General features: G+C 65.5%; 13 protein-coding genes. 7 read left to right on the top strand and 6 right to left on the bottom strand.

Annotated elements, in window-relative coordinates:
* Both A5625_RS29255 and A5625_RS28560 read right to left on the bottom strand, forming a co-directional pair.
* Positions 1–83: PPE domain-containing protein (locus tag A5625_RS29255; RefSeq protein WP_156748397.1), on the bottom strand; the 83-nt coding region annotated here is incomplete at its 3' end.
* Between the two features lie 495 nt (positions 84–578).
* Complete coding sequence (locus A5625_RS28560; RefSeq protein ID WP_082984483.1) at positions 579–773, bottom strand: ferredoxin; 195 nt, start codon at positions 771–773, stop codon at positions 579–581.
* A 289-nt stretch (positions 774–1,062) separates the two neighbouring features.
* On the opposite strand from A5625_RS28560, the gene A5625_RS20345 reads away from it, so the two are divergent.
* Complete coding sequence (locus tag A5625_RS20345; protein ID WP_066998099.1) at positions 1,063–2,226, top strand: cytochrome P450; 1,164 nt, start codon at positions 1,063–1,065, stop codon at positions 2,224–2,226.
* A 47-nt stretch (positions 2,227–2,273) separates the two neighbouring features.
* Here A5625_RS20345 and eccCa read toward each other — a convergent pair whose 3' ends face one another.
* The gene (gene eccCa / locus A5625_RS20340; protein ID WP_066998096.1) at positions 2,274–6,440 is read right to left on the bottom strand and encodes a type VII secretion protein EccCa; all 4,167 of its coding nucleotides are present in this window, start codon (positions 6,438–6,440) and stop codon (positions 2,274–2,276) included.
* Positions 6,437–7,954, bottom strand: a complete 1,518-nt coding sequence (gene eccB / locus A5625_RS20335; protein ID WP_066998093.1) for a type VII secretion protein EccB — start codon at positions 7,952–7,954, stop codon at positions 6,437–6,439. The genes eccCa and eccB overlap by 4 nt, the downstream gene beginning before the upstream one ends.
* Before the next feature lie 416 nt (positions 7,955–8,370).
* Between eccB and malQ the strand changes: the two genes are divergently transcribed.
* The 5 genes from malQ to A5625_RS20310 all read left to right on the top strand — a co-directional run bounded on the left by malQ (position 8,371) and on the right by A5625_RS20310 (position 14,335).
* On the top strand, positions 8,371–10,527 hold the full coding sequence (gene malQ / locus A5625_RS20330; RefSeq protein WP_066998090.1) for a 4-alpha-glucanotransferase: 2,157 nt from the start codon (positions 8,371–8,373) through the stop codon (positions 10,525–10,527).
* A gap of 35 nt (positions 10,528–10,562) precedes the next feature.
* The gene (locus A5625_RS20325) at positions 10,563–11,444 is read left to right on the top strand and encodes an LLM class F420-dependent oxidoreductase (protein ID WP_066998087.1); all 882 of its coding nucleotides are present in this window, start codon (positions 10,563–10,565) and stop codon (positions 11,442–11,444) included.
* On the top strand, positions 11,441–11,911 hold the full coding sequence (locus A5625_RS20320) for a nuclear transport factor 2 family protein (protein WP_066998084.1): 471 nt from the start codon (positions 11,441–11,443) through the stop codon (positions 11,909–11,911). The genes A5625_RS20325 and A5625_RS20320 overlap by 4 nt, the downstream gene beginning before the upstream one ends.
* A 306-nt stretch (positions 11,912–12,217) precedes the next feature.
* Positions 12,218–13,960: a molybdopterin-dependent oxidoreductase gene (locus A5625_RS20315; RefSeq protein WP_066998080.1), complete on the top strand. Its 1,743-nt coding sequence runs from the start codon at positions 12,218–12,220 to the stop codon at positions 13,958–13,960.
* A 93-nt stretch (positions 13,961–14,053) separates the two neighbouring features.
* A complete protein-coding gene (locus tag A5625_RS20310; RefSeq protein ID WP_066998077.1) occupies positions 14,054–14,335 on the top strand; it encodes a hypothetical protein in 282 nt (93 codons plus the stop codon).
* An 18-nt stretch (positions 14,336–14,353) separates the two neighbouring features.
* Here A5625_RS20310 and A5625_RS20305 read toward each other — a convergent pair whose 3' ends face one another.
* Positions 14,354–14,782 (bottom strand): SRPBCC family protein, encoded by a 429-nt coding sequence (locus A5625_RS20305; protein WP_066998074.1) that lies wholly within the window; start codon positions 14,780–14,782, stop codon positions 14,354–14,356.
* A gap of 103 nt (positions 14,783–14,885) precedes the next feature.
* Positions 14,886–15,443, bottom strand: coding sequence for a hypothetical protein (locus tag A5625_RS20300; RefSeq protein WP_066998071.1), 558 nt, complete (start codon positions 15,441–15,443; stop codon positions 14,886–14,888).
* 225 nt (positions 15,444–15,668) lie between these two features.
* On the opposite strand from A5625_RS20300, the gene A5625_RS20295 reads away from it, so the two are divergent.
* Positions 15,669–17,498 carry a DUF4407 domain-containing protein gene (locus tag A5625_RS20295; protein WP_066998068.1) on the top strand — a complete coding sequence of 610 codons (1,830 nt, stop codon included), beginning with the start codon at positions 15,669–15,671 and terminating at the stop codon, positions 17,496–17,498.
* Positions 17,499–17,615 lie beyond the last annotated feature (117 nt).

Here is a 17,615-nt window from a genome sequence, read left to right as displayed (position 1 = left end):
GCGGCCATCATCGACCCCGACCCCGGACCCGCATACATGCGACCGGAATTGAACTCCGGCGGAAACGCCCCGAAGTCAAACACCGTGTCCTCCTCAGTCGGCCGTGATCGCAGTGGATCTCGGCTGTCACATAGGAATCAGTGGTGGGCGTGGTCACGACTCTGTAAACGACGCCACCTGTCGGCCGCCGAAACGGAGGGGGTCACTGCGCGATGCCTTCCGCCCGCAACCCCATCAGCTGGGCCGGACGATGCATACTGACCGACTGGCTGTGCCCGCAAAGGTGGTCTGGCACCACACTTCTCGGACATTCGGTCAGGACAAACATGCACCTTCTGCCTCGGCTAATCCCCCGTTTATCAGCAACCGAGCGACAGCTCGCGTGTACCCGAACTGCCGCCCGGCACTGAGATTAGTTCGTGATGCGGCAAACACCGACACCCCAAAGCCACCTGTTCATCAATAGCCAGCCACTGTTCATTCCCGGTCGGCGGGAGTTCACAAAAGGCAACGGATTGTTCATCAATCGTTTGCCTAATGACGGTGAGACGCAGGTCGACTCCGGCCGGTGCGCGCGGTCAGTCTTCTTCGAGAATCAACGCCATTTCGGGGCAGGAGGCGACGCCGTCACGAGTAGATTCCTCGTCTTCGGGCCTGACTTCATGCTCCTGGAGAATCGAATAGCCGGACTCGTCGATGGGAAAGAGATCCGGATCGACGGCAAAGCACTGAGCGTGGCCCACACATTTCGACTGTTCCAGACGAACCCTCACGAGATTTCCTCCCTAGGCGTCCAGGTATGGCCGTAGACGTCCCCGCAATCCAACGGGTTTGCATTTCACGGTTCGATACCCAGGTTAGTCGGTCGGTAAAGTGTCGAAGGTGTGCGCCAACAATTCCGGGCACCGGAAATCGCGGATTAGCTCGGGCAGGCGGATCCGGGTTCCTTTGCCGCGCATGCAATATTGATGTGCCGTCCCGAGTTGCTATGGCCAGAGTCCGACTGACCTGCAACCGCGGCGGGGTTATTCACCGAAGACAGACAACCGGAGACCGAAGCGCATGAGCGAAAGCCAACAAGGCTCGTTCTACCTACCCCGGCTTGATTTCGCCACGCTACCGATGACCGTTGACCGGGGCCTCGGCTGGAAGACGCTGCGCGACGCCGGACCGGTGGTGTTCATGAACGGGCACTACTACATAACTCGCCGCGAGGACGTGCTGGCCGCACTGCGCAACACCAAGGTGTTCTCATCGACGATTCTTCAACCTCCCGGCCACCCATTGCCGGTGCTGCCGCTGGCTTTTGATCCGCCGCAACACACCCGCTACCGCCAAATTCTGCAGCCGTATTTCAGCCCGCACGCGCTGAGTAAGTCGCGCCCGGTGCTGCAGCACCACGCCAGTGAGATGATCGCGACGCTGGCCGGCCGGGGCAAGTGCGAAGTGATGGCCGACTTCGCGTACCTGTACCCCTTCCAGGTGTTCATGGACCTCTACGGTCTGCCGCTCGAGGACCGTGACCGTCTCATCGATTGGAAGGACGCCGTCGTCGGCGAAAAGCCCTTCGTCACCCAGAGCGACATAGAGAAGTTCGAGCAGTTGATGGCGTATCTGGTCGACGTCATCGCGCAGCGCCGGAAAAATCCAGGCTCTGACATGCTGTCGCGAGTGATGACCAGCAAGGGTGATTTCACCGATCTCGAACTCCTGGGTATGAGTCACCTGTTGATCCTGGCCGGGCTGGACACGGTGACGGCGGCCATCGGATTTTCACTGTTCGAATTGGCACGCAGACCGCAGCTGCGCAAAGAGCTGCGCGACAACCCAAAGCAGATCAGGGTTTTCATCGAAGAGATCGTCCGGCTTGAACCGTCGGCGCCGGTGGCACCGCGGATCACCACCGAGTTCGTCGAGGTCGGCGGCATGACGCTGCCGCCGGGCACATCCGTGCGGCTGTGCATGGCCGCGGTCAACCGTGACGACCATGACGCGATGTCCACCAACGAGCTCAACATGGACGGAAAAGTCCATCGGCACTGGGGGTTTGGCGGTGGCCCACACCGCTGCCTGGGGTCTCACCTGGCGCGCATCGAACTGACGGTGATCGTCGCGGAATGGCTCAACCAGATCCCGGATTTCGAACTGCCCGAGGACTACTCCCCGGTGATCAATTACCCGTCAAAGAGTTTCGCGCTCAAGGAATTACCGCTGCACTGGGGCTGAACCTACCCGGTCAGCCTCAGCGCAGCGGCTGTAGTCCTTTGTGAGTCCTACTTGCGAAATTCGGTCGCGGCAACCTGAACGAACACGCCGGTGTCCTCGGCCATCAGCAGGCCTCGGCCACGGGGCAGCGGACCGCCCTTCATCTTGCCGCGGATGAATCCCTCGTCCGGGTCGGCGTCCATCACCAGCAGCGGCGCATTCGCCTGGGCCAGCGCCCGCAACATCGGGTCGCTGCCGGCCGAAGACCAACCACCGAACGTGCGCGTGACGATCACGTGCAGGCCGACATCGGCGGCCCGGGTCACCCACGGCGCGGCCTTGTGCAGCGGCGAGTCGAAGCCTGCCGGCAGCTGCTGGATGTCGTCGACGATCAAGAAGATCTCCGGGCCGCTCCACCAGTTGCGCGACAGCAGCTCCTCGGCGGACAGACCGGGCGGCGGCTCGCGGCCGGCCAATACGGCGGCCAGTTCGCCCATCATCGCCTGCACACCGTCGAGGTTGTAGGCGAATTTCTCCACGTAGTCGGAGCCGAGCGTGGTCAGCAACTGACGGCGCGGGTCCACCAGCCACACCTGAGCCGAGGGCTGCCCCGGCGGCGGGGTGGGAGCGCTGGTCGCACCCGGCGCGTACAACCGCCCGATCTCGGACATGATGGTGGCCAGCGTCGTGGTGCGCCCACATTCGCGACGACCCGTCACCATCAAGTGCGCGTTCTCGGCGAAGTTGAGATACACCGGCGACAAATCCAATTCCGAGATGGCCCAAGCGATTCCGCCCGCACCGACGCCCTGGCGGGTGTCTTGTGCGGCAAGCTGGCGAAGCTGGTCCAACCCGAACGTCGCCGGCAACCGGCGCACCGGCGGGGCCTGCCCGCTCGTGATCCGGCTGACCGCTTCGACGATGCTGTTGGACTCGAACCGGTTGTCGGGCGTGCTGGCCAGCGCGGGCCGCGCCACCAACGTGTGCAGACCGGATTGCGGGTCGGCGTCCAGGCGGACGTAGTTGACCGCGACCATGCCGCGACCGGGCTTGACCGGAACGTCCTTGGCGAACCGGGAACGCACCAGCTTGGCGTCTTCGACGGCGGCCAGTCGCAACTCGACACGGGAGCCGAAACCGCTGCGCACCGGTGGCCGCAGTTCGGATTCGCGATCGGCGGTGACCACCACGTGCACCCCGAACGAGGGGCCCTGGTTGATGATCACGTTCACCTGCTCGATCAGCACCTCGTTCTCTTCGGCGAGCGCCCGGTAGTTGTCGACCACCAGGTAGACGTCGCCGAACCCGTCGTTGGGGACCGGGCCGGGCTCACCGCCGAACTTCCGCTGCCGGAACACGTCCATCGAGGCGATGCCGTACTCCAGGAAGCTGCGCTTGCGCTCCCGCACCAGGGCCAGTAGTTCGGCCACCGTGCGGCGCACCCCGTAGGGATCGGTCGGACCGGCCACCTCACCGACGTGCGGCAGCCGGGCGACCGTGGTCAGCGCGGTGCTGCTGTAGGCCAGGCAGTAGAACTGGATCTGCTCGGGCGTGTGGGTCAGCGCCGCCGAACAGATCAGGGTCTGCAGCGCGGTGGTCTTGCCCGAGCCACCGGCACCCAGGATCAGCACGTTGGCACCGGGTCCCGACGTGTCGACCGTCCACGGCGGCTGGTCGTGCTTGAAGGGACGGTCGATGATCCCGATCGGGAAGATCAGATTCCGGGCGGTGCCGTAGTTCTCCTGCCAGGGATGACCGAGGAACCGGTTCACCAACTCGTCGATGGCGACGGGCTGGTTCAACGGTGGCTGCCACAGCCGATAGGGCTGGAAATCGATCTTGCGCAGCTGGTCGATGATCACCGTTCCGACCTTGGGGGTCCTGATTCCCTCTGCGTCGTCCTCCTCGGCCGCCTCGATCGGAAGCGCGTCGCCGTCGACGGTGATGGCAGGGGCGGTGACCTCGGGCCCCCCGACGCTGACTTCCAGCGGGGTGAACGAGTTGGTGAACAGTTGCGGACGCACGTAGTCGATGCTGTGCACCAACGTCGGCGCTTCGTCTCCGTCGTCGGTGAGGCCGCGCGGGAAGTAGTCCCGCCAAAGGAATTCGGCTTGGAATCGGGTGATGTCTTCCAGGCTGCGACGGAAGTACCCGAGACCGGCCTGGGCAGGCAGGTTGACCGCGTTCGGCACGCCGGCCGCCTGCGCGGCACCGGCGGTGCGCGCTTTCAGCACCAACCGGTAACCCATGTTCTCCATCAGCTTTTCGGCGCGGCTTTCGATGGTCTGCGAGGCCATCATCAGGTGGATCCAGTAGGCGCGACCCTGCCGGCCGATCGAGTCGAGGACGTCGACCGCGGTCGGCATGATGCGGAACCACTCGTAGAACTCGTCGATGACGACGACCAGCATCGGCAGGGGTGGCATGTCCTGGCCACGGGCCCGCATGCGGTTGCGCACCGAGTTGTACTCCTTGGCGTCGTCGACGCCGGCGCTGTCGCAGATCGCCTTGCGGCGGGCGATCTCACCCCACAGGGCGTCCAGGAAGCGCTCCATCAACGCCTGGTCTTCTTCCAGATCGGTGATGATTCGGGAGACGTGCGGGACACCGGCGAACGGCTTGACCGCCGACCCACCCTTGAGGTCGGCCAACACGAACTGCAGCTCCTCCGGCGGATGGCTGAGCATCAGCGATTCGATGACGGTTCGCACCAGGGTCGACTTACCCGAACCGGTCGTACCGGACATGACGCCGTGTGGACCGTCGCCGCCTTCGTCCAACGACTTCATGTCCAAGAACAGCAGCTCACCGTTGTCGGAACGAACACCGAACGGTGCCCGCAGTCGCGACCGGCCCATCGAGTCATTGCGGCTGCCCCACAGCGACTCGAAGTCGATGTGGCCCGGATCATCAATTCCGTAGTAGGACAAGATGTCTCGGGCGCCGATGTGCGCCACCCGCTGGCCGATCTCTTCGTATGCCTCGGCGAGCCGCCAGCGTGCCAGCTTCTGCGAGAACTCTTCTGCCTCAGCAATGCTGATGTGGTCGGTGAGGGCGAAGAACCAGGGCTTCTCGTCGATGACCATCCAGGTGTCGCGGTCGCGGGGCAGCGCCTCGATCACACCCTTCTCGTCGAACCGCAGGGTGCGCTCCGGGACCGCGCTCCACATCGAAGAGCCGGTGAGGTCGAAGAACGTCACCCCGTCGACGCCCTCGCCGCTGATCACGTACTCCCATTGCGGGTCAACGACATCGGCGATGATCACGGTGTGAGGTGTGGGGGTCTGGGCCGACGAGCTGGCGTGCCGGGGCGTGAACGAGCCACGGCCGGCGAACAATTCGCCCTGCTCGGCGGCGAATTCGCGCACCGAGCTGTAGACCATCCGGGCGTTGCCCGCCGCGTCCTGGCGGCGCGGATCGCCGAAGTGCGGCAGCCACTTCACCCAGTCCCATTCGTCCAGGTCCGAACTGACCACGATCATGCGCACGTGGTCGGGCCCGTGCGAGAACGCCAACTGGCAGATGATGGCCCGCATCAGTCCCAGCGCCTGCTCGCGGTCTCCGGCCAGCGAGTACCACGGCTCGACCAGCAGCGAGATCATCTTGGGCAGGTTGTAGACCACGCTTTGATAGCGGCCGAATTCCTGAAGTGCCTTACCGGTTACCGGCTCGAGTTCGATGTCGGTGGGCATGTTCTGGGGCTCACCCCAGGTCACCTCGGGACGTGTCATACCGACACCGACACGGACCACGCCGAAGTTCAGATCTTTACCGTCGGGCTTGCGTTCCCACATCCGCGACGACCCCACCGCGGCAGCCAGCGTGGTGGGCGCCGGGTGGAACCACCGGTAGTTGGCGTCCATGCTGTCGGCCGACTCGTGGGCGGTCTCGCGCAGCATGTCCAGCATCAACATGAACTGGGCGCGCATCGAGTCCAACTTGGGCCGGCTCATCTGCTGCTGGCCGCCGAATCGGCCGCCGAACATCATCATTGCGACGCCACCGATCATGAAAATCGGGAAAATCGAGCCGGCGCCGCCGAACACGTGTGAACCGCTGGCGAAGGTCATGCCGACCATACCGATCAGCAGGCCGACCACCACGACGCCGACCACGATCAACCACCAGGGCTTGCCTTCCGGTGGCGGGATGCTCAACGGCGTCGGAAGGACGATGTTCTCCGGTTTGATTACCGGAGGCTTTTCCGGCGTCGGCCGGGCAAATCCACGTTTCACTTCGGTACCGCCAACTCTCCTGGGGACATATCCATCGGTAGCGTGTCGTGCTCCACCAGCGCATCCGCTCGCGACAACGTCGGCCCTTGCGGTAGCAGCCGCAGCGCCACCCACGGCGCCAAGCCCGGTTTCGTCTTCAAGCCCAACGCTTCTCGTACTTCACGCGTGTCGTCGACCCCGAACCGGGCACCCGCATCGGTAAGCCACCACAGCGATTCGGTCGTCTTGGCACCGGGATCGTTTCCGGTGACGGCCACAAAGTTTGAATAGTCAGGCCCGAAGAAGACCTGATCGGCTTCACGGCCGGTGGTGTCGGCTTTCACCAGCGACACCACCCTGTGGGCGTCCTTCTGGTCGACCGGAATGGTGGCACCCGAGATGACCTGAACACGGGCCCGGTTTTCACCGGAGGTCTTCTGCCACCACCAGCAGGTCGACGGATTCTCACGGATATCCATCACATTCAGCGGGGCATCCGGGTAGGAGGACAAATCCAGCTTGTTGACCACCGGCATCTTGGCCAACGCGGACGGTTCCACGGTCACCGGTTTGGTGTTGCCCGGTCCGGCATTTTGCAGGATTTGGGCCACCAACGGCGGCAATGTCTGCACACCGTCGGCCAACACCAACGAATATTGTTGCGGCCCACTGATTTGCGGGGTGACGATCACCGTGCCGATCGGACCGGGCGCGTTCGGGAATGACGCCCCGGCGCCCGCATTCTGAATCTGCGGCACGGTGAGTTCGGGACCCACCGGCAACGCGTCGTACAGGGCGCGGCTCATCGGCTTCGCCGTGCTGACCTGCTCCGGGGTCAGCCCCAGCGGCAGCAGCACCGATCGGTTCGCCGCGTCAATACGTGAGCGGCGCCCATCCCGGATCACCCAGGGGTCCCCGCCGTAGCTCAGCACCACCGCGTCCGACCCGGTCAGCACCCGCCGGTGGTTGCTCAGATCGGGAGTGCCGTCGATCACCGTCACCGTGACACCCGACGGCGCGCCAGAACTGGTCGAGTTCGCCACGGTGTCGCAGACCAACCACGACGACGTCGTCGGACTGGTGGGATGGAAGCTGGACGGTGCACCTGGGATGCCCACCATCGGGCCGCGCGCCAGGTTGGCGATCTGGTTGGACTTGACCAGGTGCGGGTTGTCCGGACGACCGGTGATCAGCCGCGCCGAAGCCAAGTTCAGGGCCGGGTACAACTTGTCGCCCACGCGGACGTACAGCGCGCCCGAGTCGCGGTCGGCGATGATCGGCGAATCCCCGACCTGGCCCGCCGGGCTGAGGAACGAGTAGAGCAGTGCGCCCAGGCACATCACCAGCGCGGCGGATATTGATGCGACGATGGCCAGATTCTGGCGGCGACCCGGCTCGACCTCCATGCGGACGCGCCATCGGGTCAGTGCCATCGCGGTCCGGCGCGCAAGGAACTGGTAGCCGGTTACCTGGGTCCGCGTCGACAACCCAAGGCCGTACCCCGACCCGCGCTGCCCGCGACTCTCTTCCGCCACTTAATTCACCATCCGGTCTGCTCGAACGCTTGGATACGGTCCATCGCGCGAATTACATCGATAACGGTAAGGCACCTGCACGGACCTCGCCACGCGGCGCCAAAGCGCATTAACTTCTACATCTCTATATGCATCCGAATCGGGCCGGGTTCATCGCGCCGGAACCGCCACTGAAAACGGCACCGGCAGACGCCACTGAGCTGGCAGCTTCTTTCCCCCACGAACCTCACCGACCGGATTCTCTCGATCTCCTGAGCACATCGTAGTGGCCGCGGGCGATGCCGTCCTGTCGAGCGGGCGAAGCCATTGCCGGGAAGAGAAACTCATGAATGGCAGGCCACCGTCCAGCAAACAATGCGCCAACGAAAGCCGGGTCCGAGTCGCCGTGCCACGAATCCTGACAGCAAGATGGCGGTATGAGTGAACTCGCGCCGTCGCTGATCGAACTCGCCCGCCGATACGGCATCGCGACGGACTACGAGGACTGGGCTGGCCGACGGGTGCGGGTTTCCGAGGCCACTTTGAAGGCGGTACTGGGTGCTCTCGGCGTCGCGGCCGCCAACGAGCAGGAGCGCAACGTGGCACTCACCGCGAAGCTGCGGTCGCACTGGGCGCGCCGGCTGCCGGCGACCATCGTCGGACGTACCGGCGAGCAGATCCGGTTCTGGGCGCACGTCACCCACGGCGACCCCGCCGAGGTGTGGCTGCAGCTCGAAGACGGCACGGTGCGCGACAGTGTCGAACAGGTCGACAACTTCACCCCGCCGTTCGACCTGGACGGGCGCTGGGTAGGTGAGGCCAGCTTTATGCTGCCCTCCGATCTGCCGCTGGGCTATCACCGGGTGCACCTGCGCTCCGGTGACTCCGAGACCAGCACCGCGCTGATCGTGACGCCGGACTGGCTCGGGCTGCCAGAGCAACTCGGCGCCCGCCGCGCGTGGGGCCTGGCCGCTCAGCTCTACAGCGTGCGGTCGCGGCAGTCGTGGGGTGTCGGCGATCTGACCGATCTGACCGACCTCGCGGTGTGGTCGGCGTCTCGTCACGGCGCCGATTATCTGCTGGTCAATCCCCTGCACGCGGCGGCCCCGACCAAGCCGATGGAGCCGTCACCGTATCTGCCGACGTCGCGGCGTTTCGTCAATCCGATTTATCTTCACGTCGAGGCGATCCCCGAATTCGCCAACCTGACCAAACGCAGCCGGGTGCGCCGGCTGCGTTCAGAAGTGCAGCAGCGCGCCAGTCGCGTCGACGCCATCGACCGGGACAGCGCGTGGGCGGCGAAGCGTGCCGCGTTGCAGCTGCTGCACCGAGAACCGCGCTCGGCGGGCCGGGAGCTGTCCTACGCCGCATTCCGTGATCGGGAGGGCCGCGCGCTGGACGACTTCGCCACCTGGTGCGCGCTGGCCGAAAAGCACGGCGATGACTGGCATTCCTGGCCCGAGGCGCTGCAGCACCCGGACGCGCCCGGGGTCGCGCGATTCGTCGAAAAGGAGTCGGACGCAGTCGATTTCCATCGCTGGCTGCAATGGCAACTCGACGAGCAGCTTGCCGCGGCGCAATCACAGGCGACCCGGGCGGGAATGTCGCTGGGCATCATGCATGACCTGGCCGTCGGCGTGCATCCCAATGGCGCCGACGCCTGGGCGCTGCAGGACGTGATGGCGCTGGGGGTGACCGCGGGCGCGCCGCCGGACGAGTTCAACCAGCTCGGCCAGGACTGGTCCCAGCCGCCGTGGCGACCGGACCGGTTGGAGGAGCACGAATACCGGCCGTTTCGCGCGCTGATCCGCGCGGTGTTGCGGCATGCCGGTGGGGTGCGCATCGACCACATCATCGGGTTGTTCCGGCTGTGGTGGATCCCGCGCGGCGCCTCACCGACCGAAGGCACCTACGTCCGTTACGACCACGAAGCCATGATCGGCATCGTCGCGCTGGAAGCGCATCGGGCGGGCGCGGTCGTCGTGGGTGAGGATCTCGGCACGGTCGAGCCGTGGGTGCGCGACTATCTACTACTGCGGGGCTTGCTGGGCACCTCGATCCTGTGGTTCGAGCTGGATCGCGACGGCAACGGCGGCCCCCTGCCCGCCGAGCGGTGGCGCGAGTACTGCCTGTCCTCGGTCACCACCCACGATCTGCCTCCGACCGCCGGTTATCTGGCGGGCGACCATGTACGCCTGCGTGATTCGTTGGGGCTGCTGACCCGGCCAGTCGACGAGGAGCTCGAGTCCGACCGGACCGAGTTGGCGGCGTGGATGGCCGAGCTGCGCCGGGTCGGGTTGCTCGAGGACGGCGACGACGACCCCGAGCAGGTCGTGTTGGCGCTCTACCGCTACCTGGGCCGCACGCCGTCGCGGCTGCTGGGCGTGGCGCTGACCGACGCCGTCGGTGACCGCCGGACCCAGAATCAGCCCGGCACCACCGACGAATACCCGAACTGGCGGGTGCCGCTGACCGGTCCCGACGGGCTCGAGGTGATGCTCGAGGACGTGTTCACCGATCGGCGGACCGCCACGCTCGCCGAAGCCGTCCGCACCGCGATCGCACCTGTCGCCGCCGAAAGTACGGCCCGCTAGTCGCCCCGGCCGGCGCCTTGTTAGCTTCGAAAACCATGAAGGTCTCAGTCGTGGCCCCGGTGGGCGACGGTGTCACCGCGGACCCCGACTGGATGGTGGCCTTCGCGCGTCACCTCGAAGCATGCGGGTTCGAATCGATCGTCGCCGTCGAGCACACCGTGTTGCTCACCCGCTACGACAGCGTCTACCCGTACGACAATTCGGGACGCGTCGGCCTGGCGGCGGACTGCCCCATCCCGGATCCGCTTGACCTGCTTGCGTTTCTGGCCGGCCACACCAGCAGCCTGGGGCTGGCCACCGGCGTACTGGTGCTGCCCAACCACCACCCGGTGGTGCTTGCCAAGCGGGCCGCCACCCTCGACGCCCTGTCGGGCGGGAGACTGCGGCTGTGCGTGGGCGTGGGCTGGCTCAAGGAAGAACTGGCTGCCTGCGACGTGGAGTTCGACAGCCGGGGCCGACGGGCCGACGAGCAACTGGCTGTGCTGCGGGCGTTGTGGGCGCACCAGCCCGACGGTGCGACTTTCAAGGGCGAATTCTTCAGCTTCGACAATGCCATGTGCTATCCGAAACCCGTTGCAGCAGAACGCCTCCCGATTCACATCGGCGGACACAGCCGGGCCGCCGCGCGCCGCGCCGGACGCCTCGGCGACGGTTTTCAGCCGCTCGGGGTGACCGGGCCGCAACTCACGTCGTTGATCGCGCTGATGCGCGAAGAGGCATCGGCGGCCGGCCGTGACCCGGAAACGCTGGAGGTCTCGCTGGGTCATCTGGTCACCAAGATCGACGCCGAGCGCGCGGCCGGCCTCGCCGATCAGGGCGCCGACCGGCTGGTGCTGGCGATGCCGCCGACCACCGATATCGAGCACGCCAAGGACCTGTTGTCGGCGTGCGCGCAACGGCTGTCGTTGGGCTCATGACGCTTTCCGCCGAGCAGCGGATTGCGCTGAGCGATCTGGTGCACCGGTACGCGGCCTACGTCGATGACCGCGAATTCGGTGCTGTGGCACAGCTTTTCACCACCGATGGCGAGCTGGTGGTGCCGGCACCACCAGCCGATCTGCGCCCGGTCCATTCGCATCGCGGCCTGGAAGCCATCACCAGCGCGGCGGCGGCCGTAGACGCGGTCACCCGCACCGAGCACGCGATCATCGGTGAGGTGTATGACGCGTCCGCCCAACCCGGCACCGCCCGAGGGCGGATCGCGTGCGTCGCACACCACTGGAACGAGCGCGGTAGCGAGGTGGTGGATGTGGCGTGGCACCTGCGCTACGACGACGAGTACCTGCTGACCGGTGCGGCCTGGCGGATCAGCCGGCGGGCGCTGACCGTCCACGCCATCGAGACCCGGCCGGTGCGGCGGCTGCTGCCGCGAGACTCCGCGTAGCGTGTTGGCAGCAGATTATGCGCACACTCACAGCGAACCTCACCTATTCGTATCTGCGGCGCAAATCGTGGTTTTCTTTGGGTAGATGCGGCTAACGCGGTCGAAACGTGGCCAGAATATGCGCACTAAAAGTGCCGACAGACACGTATTGCCGGCACCGGCGACGAAAGCGGCGCCATTGATCCCGATTGACTCCAATTTGTCCAGGTGCATTCGTGTAATTTCGGCCGCGTGACGAACACCGTTGATTCCGCGGGGACCGGTGGAGGGCGCGCAGCACAGCGCGATTCGGTATCGACGCTGGCAGTGGGCACGCCGCTGATGTCCACCCCGGACTACCGCAACGAGATTCACACCGCCGAAGACGTCATCGATGTGGAGCACTACGGTGGCGGCTTCGATCTCACCAGGCGGGCCACGGCCCCGAAGCTGCGCATCGGCCGCGACCGCTGGTTCAACCTGCTGTGGCTCATTCCAATCGGCTTTGCCGTACTGATCGCCGGGATCGCCGTCGGCAAAGGCCTGCACAACATGCCGGCGGTGCAATCGTTCATCCACCGCTACCCCGGGTCGGACAGAGCCCGCGTACCCCCCGGTCTACCGGCCTGGATCGGCTGGACGCACTTTTTCAACCTCTTCATGATGATGTTCATCATCAGGACGGGCATCCAGATCCTCTGCGACCATCCCCGGCTGTACTTCAGCCGCAACGCAACCCCGGGCAAGGACGAGTGGCTGCGGGTCGGACCGCCGGTGCCGGACGACGAGCTGTGGACCGCCAACGCCGACACCGTCGCCTTACCGCCGCAGTTGGGGCTGCCCGGTTTCCGGCACTCCATCGGCCTGGCCCGCTGGTGGCATCTCGGCATCGACGTGTTGTGGCTCGTCAACGGGGCGGTCTTCTACGTGTTGTTGTTCGCCACCGGCCAATGGCGTCACATCGTGCCGATGAGCTGGGACGTCTTCCCCAACGCGGCATCGGTGGCGATTCAGTACCTGTCGCTGGACTGGCCCACGGACAACGGCTGGGTCGCCTACAACGGCCTGCAGCTGCTGTCGTACTTCACCACGGTCTTCATCGCCGCCCCGGCCGCGCTGATCACCGGTCTGGGAATGTCTCCCGCGCTGTCCCAGCGGGTGCATTGGCTCAGCAAGCGGCTGAGCATCCAGCACGCGCGATCGCTGCATTTCGTGGTGCTGGTGTACTTCCTGTTCTTCATCCTGGTGCACGTCACCATGGTGTTGACGACCAGCGCCCTGCGAAACCTCAACCACATGTTCGCCTCCCGCGACGACAACAGCTGGGTGGGTTTCGGGATCTTCGCCGTGGCGATGGTGCTGACCGCTATCGCGTGGGTCTGGGCCACTCCCTTCACCATTCGCCATCCCCGGGTGGTTCAGCGGGTCGGCTATGCGCTGGTGGGTCCCTTCCAGCGGATGCTCGAGCAGCTGGACCCCAAGCCCGGCGCCTTCACCGAGAAGGACATTTCGCCGCACCACTGGCGCAACGGCCGGCTGCCCGAGACCGTCGAGTACAAGGAGCTGGAGCGCGACGACTTCAGGGATTGGCGGCTTCGGGTCTACGGTCTGGTCGAGAACCCGATGGAGTTCTCGCTCGAAGATTTGATGGCGCTGCCCTACCACGAGCAGATCAGCCAGCACTTCTGCATCCAAGCGTGGTCGGGCGTCGCCAAATGGGGTGGCGTGCAGATGAAGACGATCATGGACATCGTCAAACCGCTTCCTGAGGCCAAGTGGGCGGTGTTCTATTCGATGGGTCTGGGCGCCACGGGCGGCATCTATTACAACGCCCATCACATCGGCCAAATGGACCACCACATGACGATGCTGGCCTACAACATGAACGACCAGCAGCTGCCCTATATGCACGGCAGACCACTGCGGCTGCGCAACGAATTGCAGCACGGCTTCAAACTCGTGAAGTGGATCAAAGGCATCGAATTCGTCGCCGACTACCACAACATCGGTAGCGGTTATGGCGGTTACAGCGAAGACCACAAATACTTCGGGCGGCACCAAACCCTCTAGCCGGGTCACATCCTCCAAGTCGTTTGTCCGAACGGTGTTTTGGGTAGCACCACCAAATCGCCCGTAACGGATGTGGTAGCGGAGGAGACGGCCATGAGGCGCAGGCCAGTCGACCATGATCGGACCGCGGACCAGTACGCGGATGGATCGCCGCGGGGTGCGGCACAATCGCCCGGGCTAGTCGTGGTCGGGGCGGCAGCGCTGGCGTTCGCGGTATGTGTGGCGAATTTCGCGCTGGGCAAGGCATGTGCGGGCGTCGCCGCCGCGATCATCGCCATGCTCGCGTTCGGAGCCGGTCTGTCATGGCTTGCCATGGACCGCAGGCGCACTCGCGACGCGGAGCGAAAATGGGTGATCACCCACCCGGTCCGGTAGTGACCGTCAGCACCCCGGCTAGTGCAGGGCCGCCAAGTTGTTCACGGATTTTTGCACGTCGGATCGCAGGATGCGGGCGACCAGCCCGCCGATCGGCCCGCTGAGTAGACCGCCGGACAGATCGGCGGTGAGGTGGAAAGTCGATCCCGGATTATTGTCGGTGACGGTCATCGCCACCGCGAGGCGGATACCGCCTCGTCCGCGGCCTTGCAGCTCAATCGATTTCGGTTCGTCGTACCGGGTGACGGTCCAGTGGATGACGTTGCGGAAACCCTTGACCTTGACGCATGACGAGACGCACGTGCCTTTCTCGATCGTGTCAGGAACCGGCCCGCGCCACCCGGCGAAAATCGTCATCCACTCATCGAATCGATCCAGGTCGGACGCCAGCTTCCAGGCCGCTTCCGGCTCTACTTGCGACGACACCGAGACATCTACCCGAGCCAAAGTTTTTCCTCCCCTGGCAATCGAAAACGCCGTCGCCTGACTTAAGACAACGCACAACGGGTTTTGGGTACCCCGACGCCGTCGCGCCTATTCCTCTGCCGGCTCAGGGCCAGGCTTGCTCCAGCTGATGGGCCACGTCGATGATTTGCGCTGCCTGCGAGTGGGGCGCGTCGATCTCGGCGGCGACATACTGCGCGATGAAGCGGCGGATCTCACCGTCCACGCCGGCCAGGATACGCAGCACCTCGCCGCGGATCGATTTCGACGACACGTTGACGGTGATGTCGGAGGGCCGCGGTTTGGCGACGTCGACGATGAGCAGCAGGGGCTCGGCGGCCCGGGCCGTCGCGCGCAATTGAATGTCGCCCGACACCACAAAACGCTGCTTGTCGAGCCATAAGTCGACCAGCAGGTCGATGGAGAGCGGAATGTGGATGACGAAGGTGATGCTGTCGCCCAACCGGCGGGTGACCCGGGGTTCATGAATCTTGACGCTGGCGCTGACTTTGGCGATCTTGCCCGGGCCCTGCGCAATCGGCTCCATGGCGAACTCACTGCCGGCGATGTCGGCGAACGCGGCAGCGACTCGTTCGGGAGTGACAGCAACCTCGAAGAACCTGCGGCCAAACTCTTCGTAGGTGACATAATCGTGATTCGTCATAGGCTTATACCGTCTCACGTCACCTGCCTGAACGATCGCTGATCTGCTCGCGTCGCAGGAATTGCGCGGCGGATCCCCTTTCACCGGTGCTACAAGCCGGATCGATGGCCGGGGGTGATCTGCGTCGATCCGGCGGGTTTGTGAAGCGCACCACAGGCGCGGCGCTTCGATTCGATGTGTCGGGCGGTGGCCTGCAAGGCTTGATGGTGGAGGTGTTTCAGTCTCATGCCCCAAGAAGTAAGCGAGCAGCACACGGGCCTGGCCCAGGTGCCGGGGATGCTCATCTGGTTGGGCGGCGGACACCGGCGCGAGTTAGGTGAACGCCACGAACGGTCCACCCACGCCGTCGCCGGCGCGGTGGTGTTGTTGGGCGCGCTGCTGGCCTGGCTGGTCGCGACCCTGGCGGTAAGCGAATCGGGTCGCTGGCCGCTTCCGGCCGTCGTTGCCCTCACCCTGGTCTTCGGTCTGCTGGTCGGCGCAATCACCCGCGGCACCATCCCGGGTCCCGATCGGAGCCGCCCCGGTCTCGCCGGACGCGCCGCGGTGGCGGCCGCGGTGGGTGTCGTTGTCGGTGAGCTTGCCGCATTGGTCATTCTTTCCAGCTCGATCGACCAACGTCTCGATGAGCGGGCGCTCCGCAGCGCCGAATCGGCTCCCAGTGTCGAGCAGGCATCGGTGTCGCTGCAGCAGGCCCGGGATGCCCGCGCCGCACTCGACAGCGCCGTCGCTCAGGCCCGTGACAGCCAAGACAAGGCCCTGGTCGTCGCTCGCTGCGAATACCACCCCACGCCCGGCTGCCCGCAAACCCGGATCACCGGTGTTCCTGGCGCCGGGCCCGAAACACGCACGGCCGACGACCTTCTCGCCGACGCCCAGCATGAATTGGACAATGCGCTGGCGGCCCGGGACAGCCGTGCACCCGAGTTGGACGCCGCAGTATCGCGCCAGGAGCAAGCGCTGCGCGACGCCCGGCACGCTGTCACCGCAGATGCCGGCCGGGGGCTGGGTGCACGCTGGGTCGCGATGAACGACCTTACGTCGGCCGGCGCCGGGGCAATGGCCCTGCGGCTGCTGACGATCGGGGCTTGCATGCTGCTCTACCTGGCTCCCCTGATCCTGGGGTGGTGGCGTGGCGAGACAACGCACGATCGCCGTGCCACCGCGCGGGCCGAACGCGAACGCGCCGAACTCGACGCGGACACCGCCATCGCGGTCAAGCGGGCCGAGGTCCGCCGCGAGGCCGAAATGCTCTGGGCCGAGCACCAATTGACGCAGGCCCGGCTCGCCATCGAGGCGCAGACCGAGATCGACCGGGAGCAGCAACGCCGTCGGGTTCTGCAGGCTTTCGACAGTCCGGTATACGCGCCGTCGCAGCGTGCCTTCGAGCCGGCCGACGACGACGTCTATTTGCCGATCGCCGCCGAAGCCGAGGCCGCCAGCCGGGCGATCGCCCGACTGTCCGGCCCGGAAGCGCAATTCGGTGTTCCCGAGACCCACGACCACACCGAGAACCTACCGGCTCCGCTACCGCCGAGCGGCGACGCCGAACCCCACCACGAGCGGAACGCGCCGCTGATCCCGTCGATTCCGGATGCCACCAAGGCCGCCGCCCGCTGGATTCGCCCGCTGGTACCGCCGTTCGTGGCTCGGGTCATTGACACCACCACCCAGCCATTGCGCACCGCGCGCCAGGTGTTCGAAGGCGTCCTCGAAGAGACCGAAGAGATCACGTTCACGCTCAAACGCAGCCGCAAGGTGATGGTCAATTCCGAGACCTCGGACTCTACTACCGAACTGTCTGGTCACCCCTCGGACACCGAAACCCCCTCGGTGCGAACCGACTTCGTCACCTCGTCGCGGCAAGGACCGGGTAAACGGGCGCACCAGCAGGTGGCCGGCCGCGCTTCCGACTCGGCGTTGCCGCGGCGGGCCGGACACGATGCGGACCGCTTAGCCGTGGAGTCCGCAGCAGGCGACCGGGAGTTGACAAAGCGAGACGGACCGCCAGAATTGGGGCCGCCCGATGGCCCACGCGAGCTGCCACCGCCGACATAGCTTGCCGCTGTTCATCCGCCCGGTGTCCAGCGGTCAGCGGAACAGCCGAATCCCGTAGTCGATTTCGGATGCCGGCCGGTTCATCGCACGGCTCTTCCGCCAGCGCCTGACACCTCG

It is taken from the genome of Mycobacterium sp. 1465703.0, assembly GCF_001672975.1.
Lineage (GTDB): Bacteria > Actinomycetota > Actinomycetes > Mycobacteriales > Mycobacteriaceae > Mycobacterium.
Note: the sequence above shows the minus strand (reverse complement) of the source record. Positions and strands in the feature narration are given on the sequence as shown.

Excerpts from the sequence above, each read along its gene's own strand:
- A5625_RS20300 (WP_066998071.1), bottom strand. The coding sequence starts at position 15,443 with ATGACGAATCACGATTATGTCACCTACGAAGAGTTTGGCCGCAGGTTC.
- A5625_RS20295 (WP_066998068.1), top strand. The coding sequence starts at position 15,669 with ATGCCCCAAGAAGTAAGCGAGCAGCACACGGGCCTGGCCCAGGTGCCG.
- A5625_RS20310 (WP_066998077.1), top strand. The coding sequence starts at position 14,054 with ATGAGGCGCAGGCCAGTCGACCATGATCGGACCGCGGACCAGTACGCG.
- A5625_RS20345 (WP_066998099.1), top strand. The coding sequence starts at position 1,063 with ATGAGCGAAAGCCAACAAGGCTCGTTCTACCTACCCCGGCTTGATTTC.
- malQ (WP_066998090.1), top strand. The coding sequence starts at position 8,371 with ATGAGTGAACTCGCGCCGTCGCTGATCGAACTCGCCCGCCGATACGGC.
- A5625_RS20320 (WP_066998084.1), top strand. The coding sequence starts at position 11,441 with ATGACGCTTTCCGCCGAGCAGCGGATTGCGCTGAGCGATCTGGTGCAC.
- A5625_RS20325 (WP_066998087.1), top strand. The coding sequence starts at position 10,563 with ATGAAGGTCTCAGTCGTGGCCCCGGTGGGCGACGGTGTCACCGCGGAC.